Origin of the sequence: Polynucleobacter cosmopolitanus, from assembly GCF_002224225.1 — a bacterium.
In the GTDB taxonomy this organism is placed as follows: domain Bacteria; phylum Pseudomonadota; class Gammaproteobacteria; order Burkholderiales; family Burkholderiaceae; genus Polynucleobacter; species Polynucleobacter cosmopolitanus.
The window spans coordinates 469,250-485,557 of sequence record NZ_NJGG01000001.1; the positions used below are offsets into that span (position 1 = coordinate 469,250).

Sequence of the window (16,308 nt, forward strand, 5' to 3'; positions counted from 1 at the left end):
ATGAACAAGATTCGTAAAGGCGATCAAGTAGTAGTTATTACTGGTCGTGACAAAGGAAAAAAAGGCACAGTGACTGAAATCCTCGAGTGTAAATTACTCGTTGATGGCGTTAATGTGTACAAGAAAAACGTTAAACCAAATCCATCGACAGGTGCAACTGGTGGTGTAGTTGATAAGACTATGCCAATCCAGGTATCTAACGTTGCATTGGTTGACGCAAACGGCAAACCTTCACGCGTTGGCATCAAAGTGGCTGACGGCAAGAAGGTTCGCTACCTCAAGACAACTGGCGCAGTAATCGCTGCCTAAGACGAGGATAACTAAATATGTCAACACGTTTACACAGCTTCTATAAAGAAAAAGTTTCAGCCGATTTGATGAAAAAATTCGGCTACAAATCTATTATGGAAGTGCCGCGCATCACCAAGATCACATTGAACATGGGCTTGGGCGAAGCGGTGAATGATAAGAAAATTATTGAACACGCCGTTGGTGATCTAACAAAGATCGCTGGACAAAAGCCTGTTGTAACCAAAGCGCGTAAAGCTATTGCGGGTTTCAAAATCCGTCAAGGCTACCCAATTGGTGCAATGGTGACTTTGCGTGGTCAAACAATGTACGAATTCCTAGATCGTTTTATTACAGTTGCATTGCCACGTGTGCGCGATTTCCGCGGTATCTCTGGTAAAGCATTTGACGGTCGCGGTAACTACAACATTGGTGTTAAAGAGCAGATCATTTTCCCGGAAATTGAGTACGACAAAATCGACTCACTACGTGGATTAAATATCAGCATTACCACTACTGCTAAAACTGATGACGAAGCAAAAGCTTTGTTAGCAGCGTTTAAATTCCCATTCCGCAATTAAGAGGTCATCGTGGCTAAATTAGCATTGATTGAACGCGAAAAGAAGCGCACCAAGACTGTCGCAAAGTATGCCGCTAAGCGTGCAGAGTTAAAGGCGATTATTGATGACGTCTCCAAGAGCGAAGAAGAACGTTATGAAGCTCGTTTGAAGTTGCAACAGCTTCCACGTAACGCAAGTCCAACTCGCCAGCGTAATCGCTGTGCATTAACTGGCCGTCCACGCGGCACGTTCCGCAAGTTCGGCTTGGCCCGTAGCAAAATCCGTGAAATCGCCTTCCGTGGCGAGATCCCTGGTGTAACCAAGGCCAGCTGGTAAGCGGCGAAAGATTAGGAGAACACATGAGTATCAGCGATCCAATCGCCGACATGCTGACGAGAATCCGTAACGCGCAAGCGGTACAGAAGACAAACGTCGCCATGCCTTCTTCCAAGCTCAAGGTAGCGATTGCCAACGTTCTAAAAGACGAAGGTTATATCGACAGCTTTGAAATTGCTGGAGAAGCGGCTAAACCTGTATTAAATATCAGCCTAAAGTACTACGCAGGCCGTCCAGTTATTGAGCGCATTCAACGCGTATCAACACCTGGTTTGCGTATCTACAAAGGTCGCCATGACATTCCAAAGGTTTTGGACGGTCTAGGTGTTGCAATCATTTCTACGCCACAAGGCGTGATGACAGATCGTAAAGCTCGCGCTATTGGCGTGGGTGGCGAAGTCATCTGCTACGTAGCTTAATAGGGAGAACGAAGATGTCAAGAGTCGGTAAAAGCCCTATTGAGTTGCCAAAAGGCGCGGATGTGCAGATTGCTGCAAATCAAGTAACAGTTAAAGGCCCATTGGGTACGTTGTCACACACATTGCACCCACTCGTTGGTTTGCAACAGAAAGATGGCGTTCTTCAAGTCGTTTGTAACGATGAGTCTGCAGAATCAAATGCTTTGTCAGGCACAACACGTGCTTTGGTGAGCAATATGGTTAAAGGCGTAACAACAGGTTTTGAGCGCAAGCTTAGCTTGGTGGGCGTTGGTTACCGTGCTTCTGTTCAGGGTAACGCATTGAAATTGCAATTAGGTTTCTCACATGATGTGATTCATGATTTGCCAGCAGGTGTTAAGGCAGAAACTCCATCACAAACTGAGATCATTATTAAAGGCGCCAACAAGCAGCAAGTTGGCCAGGTAGCCGCAGAAGTTCGCGCATACCGTCCACCAGAGCCATACAAGGGCAAGGGTGTACGTTATGTTGATGAAGTGGTTCGCCTCAAAGAAACCAAGAAGAAGTAATCGGGGTTAGATATGAACAAAAATGAAACACGAGTTCGCCGCGCACGCCAAACCCGCATCAGAATTGCGGAACAATTGGCTCATCGTTTGACGATTTATCGTTCTAACCAGCATATCGTTGCTCAGCTTTACAGCGCAGATGGCACCAAAGTTCTTGCAGCTGCTTCAACTATGGAAGCAGATATCAAAAAAGCATTGAACGGTAATGGTGGTAACAGTGCTGCAGCTCAGCATGTTGGCAAAACTATTGCTGAACGTGCCATCAAGGCAGGCGTTACAGAGGTAGCGTTTGACCGTGCTGGTTTCCGTTACCATGGCCGCGTGAAAGCGTTGGCAGAGGCTGCGCGTGAAGCCGGCCTTAAGTTCTGATCGCGAAGGCTCAAGGAAATAATATGGCAAAGATGCAAAATAAAGTTCAATCTGAAGAGCGTGATGATGGTCTACGCGAAAAGATGATCGCTATCAACCGAGTGACCAAAGTTGTTAAAGGTGGTCGTATTCTCGGTTTTGCTGCACTAACAGTGGTTGGTGATGGCGATGGCGGCATTGGTATGGGCAAGGGCAAGTCAAAAGAAGTGCCAGTGGCTGTACAAAAAGCAATGGACGAAGCACGTCGCAAGATGTTCAAAGTTTCATTACGCAGCGGTACATTGCAGCACACAGTGGTTGGACAACATGGCGCGTCACGCGTTTTGATCTCTCCAGCTAAAGACGGTACTGGCGTTATTGCTGGTGGTCCTATGCGTGCGGTATTTGATGTGATGGGTATCACGAACGTGGTTGCGAAATCACTTGGTTCAACAAACCCATACAACATGGTGCGTGCAACATTGGACGGCTTACGCAAAATGAGCACTCCTTCAGAAATCGCTGCAAAGCGCGGTAAATCTGTAGAGGAGATCCTAGGTTAATCGCCGGGAAAAATATATGAGCACAGTAAAAATTCAATTAGTACGTAGTCTTATTGCTACTCGTGAAGATCATCGCGCAACAGTACGTGGCCTTGGCTTGCGTCGCGTGAATTCTGTTTCTGAGTTGCAAGATACGCCAGCAGTTCGCGGCATGATTAACAAAGTGTCTTACTTGGTTAAAGTCATCAAGTAATACTTAGGGATAGATATGGAACTCAATAAAATTAAACCTGCAGAAGGTGCTAAGCACTCTAAGCGTCGTGTGGGTCGTGGCATTGGCTCAGGCTTAGGTAAAACTGCTGGCCGTGGACACAAAGGTCAAAAATCTCGTTCAGGTGGTTTCCACAAAGTTGGCTTCGAAGGCGGTCAGATGCCTTTGTATCGTCGCTTGCCAAAACGTGGTTTCGTATCTTTGAGCAAACAGTTTGATGGTCAAGTGACATTGACTGATTTGCAAAAGCTTGGTTTGGCTGAGATTGATCTAGTAACTCTTAAGAAGAGTGGCTTGGTATCTGGCTTAACCAAGAGCGTAAAAATCATTAAAACTGGTGAGTTATCAATGGCAATCACAGTGCGTGGCATTTTAGCTACTGCAGGTGCTAAAGCTGCTGTTGAAGCTGCTGGTGGCAAATTTGTTGAAGCAGTTTAAGAATTAATACTTAATGGCCATTGCATCTCCAACCCTCTCAAGCATGAAATCAGGAAGCAAGTTCGCCGACTTACGTCGTCGCTTGATTTTCTTGGTTTTGGCTTTGTTGGTTTTCCGCATTGGCGCGCATATTCCGGTTCCGGGTATTGACCCAGACCAATTGGCTCAATTATTTGATAGCCAAAGCGGTGGAATTCTTGGCATGTTCAACTTGTTCTCAGGTGGAGCACTTTCAAGATTCACGGTTTTTGCACTTGGAATCATGCCTTACATTTCTGCATCGATCATCATGCAGTTATTGACCATCGTTCTTCCAACATTGGAAGCAATGAAAAAAGAAGGTCAGGCAGGACAAAGAAAAATCACGCAATACACACGTTATGCAACTTTGGTATTAGCAACATTCCAAGCGCTTGGTATTGCGATTGCATTAGAAGCACAAGCAGGTTTGGTGATTGATCCAGGCTTTACATTCCGCATGAACACGGTGATCACACTTGTTACAGGAACAATGTTCTTGATGTGGTTGGGTGAGCAAATCACTGAGCGTGGTTTGGGCAATGGTATTTCAATCATCATTTTCGGCGGTATTGCTGCTGGATTACCTGGTGCACTTGGTGGTTTATTTGAGTTGGTAAGAACTGGTTCAATGAGCGCGCTATCAGCTATTTTGATTGTTGCAATCGTTATCGCCGTAACTTATTTTGTGGTGTTTGTAGAGCGTGGTCAGCGTCGTGTGTTGGTTAACTACGCCAAACGTCAAGTTGGTAACAAGGTATATGGTGGCCAAGCTTCTCATTTGCCATTGAAGTTAAACATGGCAGGCGTAATTCCTCCAATTTTTGCTTCATCGATTATTTTGTTCCCGGCAACTATTGCAGGTTGGTTCACAGCAGGTGAGACAACAAGTTCTGTGACTTTATTTATTAAAGATTTGGCGGCAACTTTGTCACCAGGTCAGCCAGTTTATATTTTGATGTATGCATTAGCGATTATTTTCTTCTGTTTCTTCTACACAGCAATGGTATTTAACAGCAGAGATACAGCAGACAACCTCAAGAAGAGCGGCGCTTTTGTTCCAGGTATTCGTCCTGGCGATCAGACCGCCCGTTACGTTGATAAGATTTTGACGCGCTTGACATTGATCGGTGCTGCTTACATGGTTTTAGTTTGTTTGTTGCCAGAGTTTTTGGTGTTGCGTTGGAACGTGCCGTTCTACTTCGGTGGAACATCACTTCTGATCATCGTGGTTGTGACAATGGACTTCATGGCCCAAGTTCAGTCATACATGATGCAGCAGCAATATGATTCACTGTTGAAGAAGGCTAACTTCAAAATGGGTAACTCGTAAGCTATATGGCAAAAGATGATGTCATACAAATGGCTGGCGAGATTGTTGAAAACTTGCCTAATGCCATGTTTCGTGTGAAATTAGAAAACGGACATGTGGTGTTGGGACATATCTCAGGAAAAATGCGTATGCACTATATCCGCATTCTTCCTGGCGACAAAGTGACTGTGGAGCTTACTCCATACGACTTGTCAAAAGCGCGAATTGTGTTCCGCGCGAAGTAGTAACTAATTGTATAGAAGAGGTTAATTATGAAAGTTTTGGCATCTGTAAAGTGTATCTGCCGCAACTGCAAGATTATTAAACGCAAGCGCGTGGTCCGAGTGATCTGTTCATCAGATGCTCGTCACAAGCAGCGTCAGGGTTAATAAGAAGCCGTCTCAAAAAAGAGGAACGTTACATGGCACGTATCGCAGGGGTAAACATCCCAAATCATCAACACACCGTTATTGGTCTAACGGCTATTTTTGGCATTGGCAATTCATTGGCTCGCAAAATTTGCGAAGCTTCTGGTGTTGCAATTAACAAAAAAGTTAAAGATCTAAACGATGCTGATTTAGAAAAACTTCGTGAAGAGGTAGGCAGGTTCACTGTTGAAGGTGACTTGCGTCGTGAAGTGACAATGAACATCAAGCGCCTAATGGACTTAGGTTGCTACCGTGGTCTGCGTCATCGCAAAGGCTTGCCAATGCGCGGTCAACGCACACGCACTAATGCTCGTACACGCAAAGGCCCTCGTAAGGCCGGTATTGCACTTAAGAAATAATTAGGAAGAGCTGACAATGGCAAAACCACAACAAAACAACGCGGCTCGCGCCCGTAAAAAAGTTAAAAAGAATATTGCTGACGGCATTGCGCACGTTCACGCATCATTCAATAACACTATCGTGACTATCACTGATCGCCAAGGCAATGCTTTGTCATGGGCAACATCAGGTGGTCAAGGTTTTAAAGGTTCTCGTAAATCTACACCGTTTGCCGCACAGGTAGCAGCTGAAGTTGCTGGCCGCGCAGCGATTGAGTGTGGCATCAAGAACTTGGCAGTTGAGATCAAGGGTCCAGGCCCAGGTCGCGAATCTGCTGTTCGTGCTTTGAATGCTCTTGGCATCAAAATCACGGAAATCCAGGACGTTACGCCAGTTCCGCACAATGGCTGCCGTCCTCCAAAGCGTCGTCGTATCTAATTTTTTAATCAAGCCCACCGTCCATTGCTACCAGAGAATGGACTCACCCTCAGTTTTTAACTGAAGGCAAAGAAAGGATGAATCGTGGCACGTTACATAGGCCCTAAAGCCAAACTATCACGTCGGGAAGGTACCGACTTATTTCTAAAGAGCACACGTCGCTCTTTATCAGACAAATGCAAGCTTGACACTAAGCCAGGTCAACATGGCCGCACATCTGGTGCGCGTACATCTGACTACGGTAATCAGTTACGTGAAAAGCAAAAAGTTAAGCGTATTTACGGTGTATTGGAGCGTCAGTTCCGCCGTTATTTCGCTGAAGCTGAGCGTCGCAAAGGCAACACAGGTGAAAACTTGTTGATGTTGTTGGAGTCACGTTTAGACAACGTTGTATACCGTATGGGTTTTGGCTCAACACGCGCCGAAGCACGTCAATTGGTTTCTCACAAAGCAATTTTGTTGAATGGTAATGTTGCAAACATTCCTTCAATGCAAGTTCGTCCAGGTGACGTTATTGCAATTCGTGAAAAAGCTAAAAAACAAACTCGTATTCAAGAGTCTTTAGGTCTTGTTGCTCAGTCAGCTGATGTTAGCTGGGTGAACGTAGACGCTACTAAATTAGAAGGCACATTCAAGCAAGCCCCTGATCGTGAAGACATCGGTGGCGATATCAATGAAAGCTTGATCGTCGAACTTTACTCACGTTAATGTGTCGCCCTCTTAAGGAATAAATATATGCAAAACACACTGCTGAAGCCGAAAATTATTTCCGTAGAAGCGCTTGCAGAAAACCAAGCGAAAGTAGTTATGGAGCCGTTTGAACGCGGTTATGGCCATACCTTGGGTAATGCCTTGCGTCGTGTGCTTTTGTCGTCTATGGTAGGTTGTGCTCCAACAGAAGTCAGCATTGCTGGCGTTGTTCACGAGTACTCAACAATTGATGGCGTGCAAGAAGACGTTGTTAACCTATTATTGAACCTCAAAGGCATCGTTTTTAAATTAGAACAGCGTGATGAAGTAACCATCAACTTGCGCAAAGAAGGCGCAGGCGTTGTTTTGGCAAAAGACATTGAATTGCCTCACGATGTTGAAATCATCAATCCTGATCACGTGATCGCTCACTTATCTGCAAACGGTAAGTTAGATATGCAGATCAAGATTGAAAAAGGACGTGGCTATGTTCCTGGCAACGTTCGTAAATATCAAGATGAATCTTCAAAGACGATTGGTAGCATTGTTCTAGATGCTTCATTCAGTCCAGTTCGTCGTGTTAGCTATGCCGTTGAATCAGCTCGTGTTGAGCAACGCACAGACTTAGATCGCTTGGTCATGACAATTGAAACGAATGGTGTATTAACACCAGAAGAAGCAATTCGTCAGTCAGCTAGCATCTTGGTTGATCAGTTAGTGGTATTTGCACAACTAGAAGGTACGCAAGCTGCAGGCGATTTGGCTCCAAGTCGTTCACCAGCTGTTGACCCAATGTTGATGAGACCTGTTGATGATCTTGAGTTAACAGTTCGCTCTGCAAATTGCTTAAAAGCTGAAAACATTTACTACATCGGTGACCTCATTCAACGCACTGAGAACGAGTTGTTAAAGACTCCAAATCTTGGCCGCAAATCATTGAATGAAATTAAAGATGTCTTGGCCGCTCGCGGTCTGACCTTGGGCATGAAGCTAGATAACTGGCCTCCTGCAGGTCTTGAGAAATAATAGAAAGGAAGAGCCACCATGCGTCACGGAAACGGACTTCGTAAATTAAATCGTACATCCTCACATCGTTTAGCGATGTTGCGCAACATGTCTAATTCATTGTTGCAGCACGAGGTCATTAAAACAACTTTGCCAAAAGCTAAAGAGTTGCGTCGTGTAGTTGAGCCGCTCATTACTTTAGGTAAAAAAGATAACTTGGCTAACCGCCGTTTAGCATTTGATCGTTTGCGCGATCGTGAAATGGTTACCAAACTCTTCACAGAGTTAGGCCCACGTTTTGCTACACGTCCAGGCGGCTATTTGCGTATTTTGAAGTTCGGCTTCCGCGTGGGTGACAATGCACCTATGGCTTTGGTTGAGCTTTTGGATCGCCCAGAAGTCACAGAAGCACCAGCAGCAGAATAAAGCTCGCTGTTCAATAAAAAAGCCTGGTTTTGCCAGGCTTTTTTGTTTGGAAGATAATGGGTGATGGATTCAATTTATCTGATCATTACAACCGTCGCGAAACAAGAGGATGCCAAGAAGTTGGCAGATCTGGCCATAGAAAAAAATATAGCTGGCTGCGCGCAAATACAGTCTCAGTGCATTTCTATTTATCGTTGGCAAGGTCAAATTGAAACGGCAACTGAATTCCCGGTTCATTTCAAAACAAATGAAGCTAATAAACAAGCCCTGATGAGCTTGCTGAAACAAAACCACCCTTATGATGTCCCTGAAATTATTTGCATCAAGATAGATGATGTCGACTCAGATTATGCTGAGTGGCTGAATGCACAGATAAATAGCAAGAATGATTAAAAAATTACTGATTACCATTGCTTTACTCTTTGGAGCGACAGCGGCTCAGGCGCAAAATTTTCTAGCACCTGAACAAGCGTTTCAGGTCAGCGCTGAATATCAGTCTAAGCAAAAAATTATTTTGAATGTAAAGCCTGCAAAGGGCTATTACATCTATCGTGAGTCAATCAAGTTCAAGCTTGTAAAAAACAATGGCGATTTTTCGCTGGGTGCCCCACAACTACCGCAGGGAAAAATTAAATTCGATGAGAACTTTGGCAAAGAATTAGAAACATACCCAAAAGATTTCAGCATATTGCTTCCTTTAGTGAATAATAAAGATGCTTCAGGAATGATCTTGAGCATGGAGTTACAAGGTTGTGCTGATAAGGGAATTTGTTACCCTCCCATGGAGTTAAGGTTCACTCTGTCAGGTCTGCAATCAGTTGTTAATGGTGTTTTGTATGAGGAAACTGCAGAAGCTGAATCAGGTTTACCCAAAAAATTAGGCTTAGCAGATCTTTGGTCTGCCAGAGATGATGCTGGATTATTAACTGGCATGTTGCAAAATATTTCTCCAATTATTTTGCTGGGTTCATTTTTTATTTTGGGCCTCGCGATGGCTTTAACGCCTTGCGTACTACCAATGTTGCCAATCATGTCGAGTGTGATATTTGGCTCAAAGACAAATCGACATCGCGATATATCTAAGTTCAGGTCATCCGTGCTGGCTTTGTCGTATGTGTTCGGCATGGCCATCATGTACAGCGTGGCTGGCATGATCACAGCAGCGCTTGGCGCAAATATTCAGGCTTGGTTACAAAACCCATGGGTATTGAGCGTATTTGCATTGATGTTATTGGCATTGGCAGCAAGTCTCTTTGGTTTTTATGAATTACGCTTACCGCAATCGATACACAACAAAATTGATCGCATAGCCGGTAAGCAAGAGGGTGGAAGTGTGATTGGGGCATTCATGTTGGGTGCTATTTCAACGCTCATCGCAAGTCCATGTGTCACAGCACCTTTAGCTGGAGTGTTGGCATTCATTGCGCAAACAGGTTCAATCCCAATGGGGGGCATCTTATTGTTTGTGATGGCCTTGGGTATGGGCTTACCATTGATGCTTTTGGCGATTGGTGCAAAGGGCATCATTCCTAAAGCAGGTGCTTGGATGACAGTTGTCCAAAAATTATTTGGTGTCATGTTGGTGGCTCTGGCTGTTTGGGTTGCAATGCCAATATTCACAAGCTCTAAAACATCAAGTAATGAAGCGATACATCAACTTGAATCGGGATTGGTGGTCCAGCGGGTTACGAATTCTGCACAATTAGATGCCCTATTGAATCAAGCAAAGCAAAAGGGCCAGCCAGTTTTATTGGATTTCTATGCGGACTGGTGTGTGACGTGTAAAGAAATGGAATTGCTGACTTTTAGCAATGAGAAGGTCAAAGCAGCGCTGAGCACTTATCAGTTGATTCAGATAGATGTCACAAAAAATACGGTGGAGCATCAGCGCATATTGAAGCAATATGCATTGTTTGGGCCACCCGCCATTTTGTTTTTTGACGCAAATGGCGATGAAAAAATAGCTAGAAGAGTGATTGGATTTATGAAAGCAGAGCGCTTTTTAGAGCGCCTGCAATAAATCTAGCCGGTAATTTATTTTTTGGCGTTTAAAAGTCTTGCCGCATCTCTGGCGAAGTAAGTCAGAATGCCATCTGCTCCAGCACGTTTAAATGCCAGCAAAGATTCCATCATTACAGCTTCTTCATTGATCCAGCCATTTTGTGCAGCAGCTTTGATCATCGCGTATTCGCCACTTACTTGATAAGCAAAGGTTGGGTAGCCAAGCTCTTCTTTGACTCTTCTAACGATGTCTAAGTAAGGCATGCCAGGTTTGACCATCACCATGTCGGCACCCTCTTCAATATCAAGAGCAACTTCTCTAATAGCTTCATCAGAGTTGGCCGGATCCATTTGGTAGTTTTTCTTATCGCTCTTACCTAAATTGCCGGCAGAGCCAACCGCATCCCTGAATGGGCCATAAAATGCTGAGGCATATTTTGCAGAGTAGGCCATGATTTGAGTGTGAATAAATCCATGAGCCTCAAGAGAATCTCTGATGGCGCCAATACGACCATCCATCATGTCAGATGGGGCGACAATGTCTGCGCCAGCTTGTGCATGAGTCAATGCTTGTTTAATCAACGCATCAACTGTTAGATCATTGAGAACATAGCCATCAGCATCAATGATGCCGTCTTGGCCATGGCTGGTATATGGATCAAGCGCAATGTCAGTCATGATGCCAAGGTTGGGGAACTGTTTTTTGAGTTCTTTGATGGCCTGTGGAATCAATCCATTCGGATTGAAGGCTTCTTTACCGTCTGGAGTTTTGAGCTCAGCTCTGATCACAGGGAATAAGGCCATCACGGGAATGCCAAGCTTGATGCAATCTTCAGCAACCAACATCAATTTATCAAGAGATAAGCGACTAACGCCCGGCATGGATGAAACGGTTTCTTCGCGGCCACTGCCCTCAAGCAAAAAAACCGGGTAAATAAAGTCATTGGATGACAGTTGATTTTCTTGAACTAAACGACGTGACCAATCTGTTTTGCGTAATCGACGTGGACGATGAAATAGTTGCATATAAAACCTTATGAAGAAAGTTGGGGTTTTAGATTTTTAGAAATCCGATTTTCATTGCTGGTATGTGCTGCAGAAGCCTCAATGCCCAACCAATTTGAAACCATCGCATCAGCTTCAACCAGACCAATTCTTTTGGTGCTGGAGAATAGCTGAACTGTGTACGGCCCATGGGGATTCAGTTCTTTGAGCTTTTCTTGTAGTTTTTTAAGAGCTAAACGGCTTTCCGATTGATTCAATTTGTCGCATTTTGTTAATAAAACATGAATTGGGCGACCCGTTGGGCTGAACCATTCAATCATTTGTTGGTCCAAATCAGTCATGCCGCGGCGAGAATCCATGATCAAAACCATGCCCTTTAAATTCGGCCTGGTTTGCAAGTAGCTTGAAAGCAGGTTGTTCCAATGGCTTTTTGTTTTGAGGTCGACCTGGGCGTAACCATAACCTGGTAAATCGACTAAATTCGCTAAATTGGTCTTATCTTTCGTTAAAATACCGAAAAAGTTGATATGTTGCGTTCTTCCTGGCGTTTTGCTGGCAAAAGCAAGGCGATTTTGTTGGCAAAGTACGTTAATTGCGGTCGACTTTCCAGCATTTGAGCGACCAGCAAAAGCCACCTCGGGGATCTCCCAGGTGGGCAAATCAACCAAGTGGTTAATGGTTACTAGAAATTGTGCTTGATGTAAGGTCGACATAGATGTTTATGGGTTAGACCTATTGTAAAATCTAACGCTGTTAATTAGTTGTTTAGTTAAAAATAAAGATTTAAGAATCTTCGCATCATATACATACAGGTGAGAGCACAATGCGTCAAATATTTTCCGTTACATTAAAAACTTTGGTGATTGCCTTGGGTTTATCTTTGGTAAATCCTTCATTTGCAGCTGATCCTGCTGCTGCGCCAGCTGGTCCAGCAAAGGCTGATGTTGCTAAAGGTGAAGCTTTGTACAACGCAGGCGACGCAAAGCGTGGTCTTGCAGCGTGTATGGGTTGCCATGGCCCTAATGGCGTGAGTGGTGGTGGTACCTATCCTAAATTGGCTGGTCAGCATGCTGCATACACAGTGAAACAATTAAAAGATTACAAGGCTGGTAAAGATCGTCCTAACGCAATCATGGGTGCTTTCGCTGGAATGATGACAGAGGAAGACATGATCAACGTTGCGGCCTATTTAGAAAAGCAAACACCTGGTTTGGGTACCGCTAAAAATAAAGCCAGCATTGAATTGGGTCAAAAGATTTACCGTGGTGGTATTGCTTCTAAGCAAGTACCAGCATGCGCAGCTTGTCATGCACCTAATGGCGCAGGCATTCCATCACAGTATCCGCGCCTATCAGGTCAGTGGGCTGAATACACTGAAGCTCAGTTAGTTGCATACCGTCAAGGTGAGCGCAAGAACAGCGTGCAGATGACTGGAATTGCCTCTAGAATGTCAGATGCAGAGATTAAAGCTGTGTCAGATTACATCGCCGGCTTGCGTTAATTTATTCATTAAGTAGCTCTCAATAAGAAGGGCCCACGAACATTGTTTGTGGGCTTTTTATTTTTTTAAAAGAAGGTTATGTCGAACACGGTTCTTGTGGCATCTGATAGTCGTTTGAAAAGATTTAATCGAGCCAGCGTCGAGTTGCTATCGTCGATGCGTTTTGCGATTGCATTGCTAACAATCATTTCAATTGCAAGCATCATTGGAACGGTCATTAAGCAAGGCGAACCTTACACCAACTATGTGAATCAATTCGGCCCATTTTGGGCGGAGATTTTCAACGGCCTAGGATTGTTTGCGGTTTATACAGCATGGTGGTTCTTGCTGATCTTGGCATTTCTAGTTGTATCAGTGTCTTTCTGCGTGTTACGCAATGCCCCAAAGATGTTGGCCGAAATTCGTGCTTGGAAAGAGCATGTTCATGAAGGTGGATTAAGGGCACTTCATCATCATTTTGAATTTTCTACTGGCAATCTTTCTACTCAAGCAGCCGCAGCAAAAATCGCTGATCAGTTAGCAAAAGAAGGTTACTCAGTTAAGACTTTGGTTTCTGAAGACAGTTCTAGAGTACTTGCAAAAAAAGGCGCAGCCAGTAAGTGGGGCTACATCTTCGCGCACAGCGCGATTGTTTTGATTTGTTTGGGTGGTTTGTTGGATGGTGATTTGTTCACGCGCGGGCAAATTTGGTTTGGTGGAAAAAGCGTTCTTCCAGAGAGTACTCAAGGAATGTTGATTTCAGATATTCCAAGTGAACATAAATTAAGTGAAGCCAATCCTAGCTATCGAGCAAATATTTTTGTTCCCGAAGGTGGCACGAGTGCAACTGCGCTTTTGAGCTCAACCAGCGGCAGCATCATTCAAGAGTTGCCATTTTTAATTTCATTGAAAAAATTCCACGTGGAATATTACAGCACTGGAATGCCAAAGTTATTCATGAGTGAAGTGCTCATCAAAGATTTGGATACGGGCAAAGAAACAGAGGCAAAAATCAAGGTGAATGAGCCAATGATTCACCGAGGCGTTGCTATTTATCAATCAAGCTTTGAAGATGGTGGTTCTAAATTAAAGTTGCGCGCATACCCCATGCATGGAGCTGCTAATTCTATTCAATCAAGCTTTATTGTTAATGGCGATGTTGGCCAAAGTACCAAGCTAAAGTCCAGTGATGGCACAAGTTATACCCTCGAGTTCAGCGGCTTTAGGCCAACCAACGTTGAAAATATATCGAATGCATCAGGCCAGACTGATGTCAGAGGGGTTGCTACGCAAGATTCAGATGCGGGATTGAAAAAGGTATTCAGTGATCGCTTGGGTTCTGCTGCAAAAACCAGCAAGCCAGTTGATTTAAAAAATGTGGGTCCATCCGTTCAATATAAATTGAGAGATGCTGCTGGACAGGCTCGTGAATACAGCAACTACATGCAACCCTTATTCATCGATGAAATGCCGATGTTCATGTTTGGGGTAAGGCAGAGTTCGGCTGAAGAATTTAAATACTTGCGCATACCAGCAGATGCAAATCTAAGCTTGAACGAGTGGTTAACTTTGAGAACTCTGTTGCAAGATGCGGGTGCGCGTCAACGTGCTGTGCAGCGCTTCATTGCGACCATCGGTCAGCAACAAGGTTTTGCTGGCGCGCCACAAATGTTGACGCAATTAAAAGAAAGCGCCAGCAGATCGATTGAGTTGTTTTCTGGGTCAACTGCATTTGCTGTTAATCAAGCAAAAGAAGCCGGTATCAAGCCAGGTGGTTTTGCTGCTTTAGGCTCGTTCATTGATAAAGCTGTTCCAGAGGCTGAGCAACAAAAAGCAGCCGAAGTGGTATTGAAAGTATTGAATGGGGTTATTTGGGAGCTGTGGCAAGAAGCCAGGGCACAACTCAAATTGCCGCCTGCTAAAAATGACATGGAAAGTCAGCGCTTCATTCAGGCTGCAACTTCCGCTTTATCAGACGCTAATTTTTATCCTGCCCCTTTGGTCTTTCAACTGGATTCTTTTGAAGAGGTCAAGGCCAGCGTCTTTCAGGTCACCAGATCCCCTGGCAAGAACATGGTTTATCTAGGTTGTTTACTATTGACCCTGGGTATTTTTGCAATGTTCTATTTGCCAGAGAGAAGAATCTGGGTCAGAAGTCTATCAAATGGCAAGCAACTATTTGCTATGTCGACATCCAGAAAAACTTTGGATTTTGAAAAAGAGTTTGAAAAATATCAGAAAGATTTTCAATAATGGAAACTAAATACGTTAGTACGGTTCAAGGTGGCTTGCTTCAAAACCTAAAGCAAGGTTTTGTGAATTTTTTTAAAAGCCTGGGCATGATGGATTACCTATTTGCCTTGGCTTTGTTGGCGGGCGCGATCTTTGCTGAAATTCGTTTTCATCATTTCATGGATAGCTATGAACAAACAATTTTATTTTGTTCAGTTCCTGCGTTAGCCATTTTGGGTTGGGCATGGAAGCCTCTTAGAAGTTTGATGATCGGTTCAACGATACTGACTTTCTTAGCAATCTACTTCTACCAGACACCAGAAGGCGGAGCGCTTGCGAGAGCAGATCAAGCTTTCTTTTTGAAGTACATGCTTTCCAGCCAGTCTGCTATTTTGTGGATGAGCGTCTTCTTCTGTTTCAGCACACTTTTTTATACCTTGAACTTGTTCTTCCGTTCACAAAACATGGGTTCAACCGGATCTAAATTCTGTTGGGCAGCTGTTTACATTGGCTTAACTGGTATGTTGGTGCGTTGGTATGAGTCTTATTTGATGGGCGCGGATATTGGTCACATACCTATTTCCAATTTGTATGAAGTGTTCATCCTATTTTGTTTGGTAACAGCACTGTTCCACTTGTATTACGAAGCCAAGTACCAATCTTTGGTTCTTGGTTCATTCGTTTTATGGATCATTGCGGCAGCCGTTGCATTCATTCTTTGGTACAGCGTGACGCGTGATGCTCACCAAATTCAACCACTGGTTCCAGCTTTACAAAGCTGGTGGATGAAAATACACGTGCCAGCAAACTTTATTGGTTATGGCACATTTGCAATTGCAGCGATGTTGGGCATCGCTTATTTGCTAAAGACAAAAAATATCTTGGCTGATCGTTTGCCAAGCCTAGAGTTGCTTGATGATGTGATGTACAAGGCGATCGCTGTTGGCTTTGCATTCTTCACAATCGCAACCATTCTTGGTGCCTTGTGGGCAGCGGAAGCTTGGGGTGGTTACTGGAGTTGGGACCCGAAAGAAACATGGGCTCTGATTGTTTGGCTTAATTACGCTGCTTGGCTACACATGCGCTTGATGAAAGGCTTGAGAGGCGTGGTTGCAGCTTGGTGGGCAGTGGTGGGCCTCTTTGTCACGACCTTTGCTTTCATCGGCGTGAACATGTTCTTGTCAGGCTTGCACAGCTACGGTACGCTTTAATCAAGAATCATT

Annotated in this window: 24 protein-coding genes; 22 read left to right on the top strand and 2 right to left on the bottom strand. The window is 44.3% G+C overall.

Translation table 11 applies throughout. The features are described from left to right. From rplX to dsbD, 19 genes are all read left to right on the top strand, one after another. Entirely contained in the window at window positions 1–309 is a 309-nt protein-coding gene (gene rplX / locus AOC33_RS02430) for a 50S ribosomal protein L24 (protein WP_089514999.1), read from the top strand. A 17-nt stretch (window positions 310–326) separates the two neighbouring features. Then, window positions 327–869, top strand: a complete 543-nt coding sequence (rplE, locus tag AOC33_RS02435) for a 50S ribosomal protein L5 (RefSeq protein WP_089515000.1) — start codon at window positions 327–329, stop codon at window positions 867–869. A 9-nt stretch (window positions 870–878) separates the two neighbouring features. Continuing rightward, the gene (rpsN, locus tag AOC33_RS02440) at window positions 879–1,184 is read left to right on the top strand and encodes a 30S ribosomal protein S14 (protein ID WP_089515001.1); all 306 of its coding nucleotides are present in this window, start codon (window positions 879–881) and stop codon (window positions 1,182–1,184) included. 23 nt (window positions 1,185–1,207) lie between these two features. Next, the gene (gene rpsH / locus AOC33_RS02445; protein ID WP_089515002.1) at window positions 1,208–1,603 is read left to right on the top strand and encodes a 30S ribosomal protein S8; all 396 of its coding nucleotides are present in this window, start codon (window positions 1,208–1,210) and stop codon (window positions 1,601–1,603) included. 14 nt (window positions 1,604–1,617) lie between these two features. Continuing rightward, entirely contained in the window at window positions 1,618–2,151 is a 534-nt protein-coding gene (rplF, locus tag AOC33_RS02450; protein WP_089515003.1) for a 50S ribosomal protein L6, read from the top strand. A 12-nt stretch (window positions 2,152–2,163) separates the two neighbouring features. Continuing rightward, window positions 2,164–2,520, top strand: coding sequence for a 50S ribosomal protein L18 (gene rplR / locus AOC33_RS02455; RefSeq protein ID WP_089515004.1), 357 nt, complete (start codon window positions 2,164–2,166; stop codon window positions 2,518–2,520). 23 nt (window positions 2,521–2,543) lie between these two features. Then, window positions 2,544–3,062, top strand: coding sequence for a 30S ribosomal protein S5 (rpsE, locus tag AOC33_RS02460; RefSeq protein WP_089515005.1), 519 nt, complete (start codon window positions 2,544–2,546; stop codon window positions 3,060–3,062). A 16-nt stretch (window positions 3,063–3,078) separates the two neighbouring features. Then, entirely contained in the window at window positions 3,079–3,255 is a 177-nt protein-coding gene (gene rpmD, locus AOC33_RS02465) for a 50S ribosomal protein L30 (RefSeq protein ID WP_088812716.1), read from the top strand. Window positions 3,256–3,270: 15 nt separating this feature from the next. Next, entirely contained in the window at window positions 3,271–3,711 is a 441-nt protein-coding gene (gene rplO / locus AOC33_RS02470) for a 50S ribosomal protein L15 (RefSeq protein ID WP_089515006.1), read from the top strand. Window positions 3,712–3,724: 13 nt separating this feature from the next. Continuing rightward, window positions 3,725–5,062 (top strand): preprotein translocase subunit SecY, encoded by a 1,338-nt coding sequence (gene secY, locus AOC33_RS02475; protein ID WP_089515007.1) that lies wholly within the window; start codon window positions 3,725–3,727, stop codon window positions 5,060–5,062. Between the two features lie 5 nt (window positions 5,063–5,067). Further along, window positions 5,068–5,286 (top strand): translation initiation factor IF-1, encoded by a 219-nt coding sequence (gene infA / locus AOC33_RS02480; RefSeq protein WP_088812713.1) that lies wholly within the window; start codon window positions 5,068–5,070, stop codon window positions 5,284–5,286. Between the two features lie 27 nt (window positions 5,287–5,313). Further along, the gene (rpmJ, locus tag AOC33_RS02485) at window positions 5,314–5,430 is read left to right on the top strand and encodes a 50S ribosomal protein L36 (protein WP_012357167.1); all 117 of its coding nucleotides are present in this window, start codon (window positions 5,314–5,316) and stop codon (window positions 5,428–5,430) included. A 32-nt stretch (window positions 5,431–5,462) separates the two neighbouring features. Next, entirely contained in the window at window positions 5,463–5,828 is a 366-nt protein-coding gene (gene rpsM, locus AOC33_RS02490) for a 30S ribosomal protein S13 (protein ID WP_089515008.1), read from the top strand. A gap of 16 nt (window positions 5,829–5,844) precedes the next feature. Next, the gene (rpsK, locus tag AOC33_RS02495; protein ID WP_088812711.1) at window positions 5,845–6,246 is read left to right on the top strand and encodes a 30S ribosomal protein S11; all 402 of its coding nucleotides are present in this window, start codon (window positions 5,845–5,847) and stop codon (window positions 6,244–6,246) included. Between the two features lie 84 nt (window positions 6,247–6,330). Further along, complete coding sequence (rpsD, locus tag AOC33_RS02500; RefSeq protein WP_089515009.1) at window positions 6,331–6,954, top strand: 30S ribosomal protein S4; 624 nt, start codon at window positions 6,331–6,333, stop codon at window positions 6,952–6,954. 27 nt (window positions 6,955–6,981) lie between these two features. Further along, entirely contained in the window at window positions 6,982–7,962 is a 981-nt protein-coding gene (locus tag AOC33_RS02505) for a DNA-directed RNA polymerase subunit alpha (protein ID WP_089515010.1), read from the top strand. An 18-nt stretch (window positions 7,963–7,980) separates the two neighbouring features. Beyond that, window positions 7,981–8,367, top strand: coding sequence for a 50S ribosomal protein L17 (gene rplQ / locus AOC33_RS02510; protein WP_089515011.1), 387 nt, complete (start codon window positions 7,981–7,983; stop codon window positions 8,365–8,367). A 63-nt stretch (window positions 8,368–8,430) separates the two neighbouring features. Next, window positions 8,431–8,760, top strand: coding sequence for a divalent-cation tolerance protein CutA (cutA, locus tag AOC33_RS02515; RefSeq protein WP_089515012.1), 330 nt, complete (start codon window positions 8,431–8,433; stop codon window positions 8,758–8,760). Continuing rightward, window positions 8,753–10,387 carry a protein-disulfide reductase DsbD gene (dsbD, locus tag AOC33_RS02520; RefSeq protein ID WP_089515013.1) on the top strand — a complete coding sequence of 545 codons (1,635 nt, stop codon included), beginning with the start codon at window positions 8,753–8,755 and terminating at the stop codon, window positions 10,385–10,387. The genes cutA and dsbD overlap by 8 nt, the downstream gene beginning before the upstream one ends. Before the next feature lie 14 nt (window positions 10,388–10,401). Here the strand turns inward: dsbD and hemB are convergent, their stop codons facing one another. Further along, the gene (hemB, locus tag AOC33_RS02525; protein ID WP_089515014.1) at window positions 10,402–11,394 is read right to left on the bottom strand and encodes a porphobilinogen synthase; all 993 of its coding nucleotides are present in this window, start codon (window positions 11,392–11,394) and stop codon (window positions 10,402–10,404) included. A gap of 8 nt (window positions 11,395–11,402) precedes the next feature. Further along, window positions 11,403–12,086, bottom strand: coding sequence for a ribosome biogenesis GTP-binding protein YihA/YsxC (yihA, locus tag AOC33_RS02530; protein WP_089515015.1), 684 nt, complete (start codon window positions 12,084–12,086; stop codon window positions 11,403–11,405). 110 nt (window positions 12,087–12,196) lie between these two features. Between yihA and AOC33_RS02535 the strand changes: the two genes are divergently transcribed. From AOC33_RS02535 to ccsB, 3 genes are all read left to right on the top strand, one after another. Continuing rightward, window positions 12,197–12,874 carry a c-type cytochrome gene (locus AOC33_RS02535; protein WP_089515016.1) on the top strand — a complete coding sequence of 226 codons (678 nt, stop codon included), beginning with the start codon at window positions 12,197–12,199 and terminating at the stop codon, window positions 12,872–12,874. Window positions 12,875–12,952: 78 nt separating this feature from the next. Next, window positions 12,953–15,106 (top strand): cytochrome c biogenesis protein ResB, encoded by a 2,154-nt coding sequence (locus AOC33_RS02540; RefSeq protein ID WP_089515017.1) that lies wholly within the window; start codon window positions 12,953–12,955, stop codon window positions 15,104–15,106. Window positions 15,107–15,192: 86 nt separating this feature from the next. After that, on the top strand, window positions 15,193–16,296 hold the full coding sequence (ccsB, locus tag AOC33_RS02545; protein ID WP_245835608.1) for a c-type cytochrome biogenesis protein CcsB: 1,104 nt from the start codon (window positions 15,193–15,195) through the stop codon (window positions 16,294–16,296). Window positions 16,297–16,308 lie beyond the last annotated feature (12 nt).